A 3,498-nucleotide genomic window follows, 5' to 3' on the forward strand; every position below is an offset into this window, starting at 1 on the left:
GGATCCCCAATGATTTTGATACTCTGTCCCCGGGCCATGATCTCCGCGTTAAAATGATCCTCCAGAATTTTTAAATTCTCATCATTCACTCCCAGAAGGGCCAGGGGATCAAATCCCCGCATCAGTATTTCCCGTCGTGTTTCTGCCATGCAACTCCTTTGTTTCCTTTAAAATTAAAATAAGTTATGTGAAAAAAGAAGTGATACCTCCATGGAAGGGGATTATCCGTGAGGATTCTCTACGTGCGGAATCCACCTGCTATATGTAAATTGCAGCAAAAACAGGTGACGATACCTATGTCCCGAATAGAAAAAGATGCCTTAGGAACCCTTGAATTGCCGGATGACTGCCTGTATGGCATTCATACTCAGCGTTCACTGAACCATTTTTCTTTTAGCGAGGAACGACTGGATCCGGTTTTTATCAAAGCCTTTGCCCTGGTGAAAAAAGCGTGTATTCGGGCCAATGAAGAGACAGGGTACCTGGATGCTGAGAAAGCAAGAGTATTGGCTGAATCCTGTTCTGAAATAGCCGGGGGAAAGCACCACGCATGGATTGTGGTCAATCCCTGGCAGGGAGGGGCCGGCACATCCACCAATATGAATTTCAATGAGGTGATCGCCAATCTTGCGCTGCAGAAACTCGGATATTCTCCCGGTACTTATGACATAATCCATCCGTTGCACCATGTAAATCTTCACCAATCCACCAATGATGTGTATCCAACGGCCCTGCGTGTGGCTGTATTGCTCCGTTTAAAAGACCTTGAAAGGGCGGTTATTGACTGGCAGGCAGATTTACAGGAAAAAGAGGCGGTTTTTCAGAATATTTTAAAACTGGGCCGGACCGAGCTTCAGGATGCGGTTCCCATGACTCTGGGAATGACCTTTGGGGCCTGGGCGGAGGCGGTAGCCCGGGACCGCTGGCGGATATTTAAAGCCCGGGAGCGGATAAAAATCCATAACCTGGGGGGAACGGCCGTTGGAACCGGGTTGGGTGCTCCCCGGGAATATATTTTTAAAGCATCCGAATACTTGAAAAAAGAGACAGGACTCATACTGGCCAGGGCAGAGAATCTGGTGGATGCCACACAGAATCTGGACAATTTTGCGGAAGTCTCGGCTATTTTAAAAAGTTATGCCGTGAATCTGATGAAAATCGCCAATGATCTCAGGCTTCTTTCATCGGGACCGGCCGGGGGATTTCATGAGCTCCGGTTGCCGGAAATCCAGGCAGGTTCGTCCATTATGCCCGGAAAGGTGAATCCGGTAATTCCTGAATCCGCCGTACAGGTTGCCCTGCGGGTCATGAGTAATGACCAGGTGATCGCCCAGGCAGCGGGTATGGGACAGCTGGAGTTAAATCATCTTCTGCCGCTGATAAGCCACACTTTTATGGAATCCCTGAAGCTATTGACTGCCGTGACTGTTGCCATGGATCATCACTGTACACAGGATATCCAGGCGAACCGGGAATCCTGTGAATCGAAAATCGGTGAAGGGTGGACCCTGGCAACGGCACTGGTGCCCTATTTTGGATATGATACAGTGCAGAAATGGGTGAAAGAAGCGCTGGCTGAAAAGAAATCATTCAAAAATCTGGTATTGGAAAAGAAATATCTGACACAAGATCAACTGGATACTCTTTTATCACCTCAGAATATGTTAAAACTGGGATTTACGCCCGGAGAGCATTTGTAAGGAGTACACTATGGTAAAAGCCCCTCGTGGAGAACGACTGATTATCACTTTTTTAGGCAGGCGGAATGCGGGGAAATCCTCCCTGATCAATGCCATTGCCGAACAGGACATTGCCATTGTCTCGGAAGAGCCCGGGACTACCACTGATCCCGTGGCGAAAGCGTATGAACTGATTCCTGTAGGTCCTGTAACCTTTTATGATACAGCCGGACTGGATGATACGGGAACATTGGGGGATATGAGGGTAAAAGCCACCCGAAAGGTTCTGTTAAGGACCGATATTGCTGTGGTGGTGGTTGACGAACATGGAATTACGGAAGCGGACAGGGAAATCATTGATGATTTAAAAAAAATGGATATACCTTATCTCATCGCGTTCAATAAATCAGATCTGGCATCCCCGGAAATTCCCGTGGAAGAAGTGAACCGCGCCCTGAGGGTCTCAACCAAAACATTTCTGGGTGTCCATGACCTGAAGGAAAAAATCATTGCTTCTGTCCCGGAATATTTTAAACGTGAACCGGTGATTATCGGGGATATTATCCAGGGTGGGGATCTGGTTGTTTTGGTGGTTCCCATTGATCTGGCGGCACCAAAGGGACGTTTAATTCTTCCTCAGGTGCAGGTCATCCGGGAAGTGCTGGATAATGATGCCATTGCGGTGACGGTGAAGGATCGTGAGTTGGATGAAGCCCTGGAAAAACTATCCCGGCCGCCTGCTCTGGTTATTACCGATTCCCAGGTTGTGCTGAAAGTGGCGGGAAGCGTGCCTGATGAGGTCCCTTTTACCACCTTTTCAACCGCTTTTGCACGGTACAAAGGGGATTTGGATATGTTGGTTGAAGGAGCGAACATGGCAGATAAACTGGAAAACGGGGATAAGATCCTTATTGCGGAAGCCTGTTCACACCATGTGCAATCCGATGATATCGGCCGGGTAAAAATCCCACGGTGGTTGAAACAATATACCGGCAAAGATCTCCATTTTGATGTCTATGCCGGACATGATTTCCCCGAAAATCTGGAAGAATATACATTAATCATCCATTGCGGCAGTTGCATGATCACCGGCATGGAATTCAAACGGCGAATACTGACCGCCCACAGGCAAGAGATTCCCATTACCAATTACGGAGTGATTATTTCCAAGGTTCATGGATTACTGGACCGGGTGATTCGGCCCTTTGGTTATTGATGAAGGGGAGATTTTCCTCCCGCGGAGGGCGCGGAGATGCAGGGCGATACAGGACACGGTTCCTCCCGCAGAGCTCTCAAAGACGCTGAGGTTATTTTTTATATATCGCTGAGGATGCAGTGACGCAGAGGGAATGAGTGTATGAGAGCACAAGAGCACGAGGGAGAGAGGGAGAGAGAGTGCTTGCCCAACATCGTTGCTCGGGTAAAATTAAAAAAACGTAGGGAACGAGCATGCTCGTTGCGGACAGGATTGTGTTCGCCCAATGTATATGTCAAGCAAAAAAGTGTGAAATTGAATATATGGATTCTGTAATAGGTTCGCCCTCCATCCCGGGGGTTAAGATAATCGGTTTTACGGTTTAATGCAAGATAATATTAATAATTATATATTGATGATGATTGATAGAAAAGAAGGCTTTCAATAGCCAGTAGCAAATAACCGGTAGCCTGTCCACTGCCGACTTTCTCGTCACGCGTCACGCGTTACGCGTCATTCCCCCAGACAAACCGGCTTTTATTTCACAGGGCAGACAATCGAATCAATCATCCAATCAATTTCTCACTACTGTCGACTATTGACTGTTGACTGACGACTGTCCAC

2 protein-coding genes are annotated in these 3,498 nt (G+C 47.7%); both read left to right on the forward strand.

The window, feature by feature from the left end:
- Positions 1-296: 296 nt before the first annotated feature.
- Positions 297-1,700: an aspartate ammonia-lyase gene (locus J7K63_07360; GenBank protein ID MCD6234836.1), complete on the forward strand. Its 1,404-nt coding sequence runs from the start codon at positions 297-299 to the stop codon at positions 1,698-1,700.
- Between the two features lie 10 nt (positions 1,701-1,710).
- Positions 1,711-2,895 carry a [FeFe] hydrogenase H-cluster maturation GTPase HydF gene (gene hydF / locus J7K63_07365; GenBank protein MCD6234837.1) on the forward strand — a complete coding sequence of 395 codons (1,185 nt, stop codon included), beginning with the start codon at positions 1,711-1,713 and terminating at the stop codon, positions 2,893-2,895.
- Positions 2,896-3,498 lie beyond the last annotated feature (603 nt).

The sequence above is a fragment of the Candidatus Neomarinimicrobiota bacterium genome, assembly GCA_021157965.1.
Lineage (GTDB): Bacteria > Fidelibacterota > Fidelibacteria > Fidelibacterales > Fidelibacteraceae > Fidelibacter.

Excerpts from the sequence above, each read along its gene's own strand:
- J7K63_07360 (MCD6234836.1), top strand. The coding sequence starts at position 297 with ATGTCCCGAATAGAAAAAGATGCCTTAGGAACCCTTGAATTGCCGGAT.
- hydF (MCD6234837.1), top strand. The coding sequence starts at position 1,711 with ATGGTAAAAGCCCCTCGTGGAGAACGACTGATTATCACTTTTTTAGGC.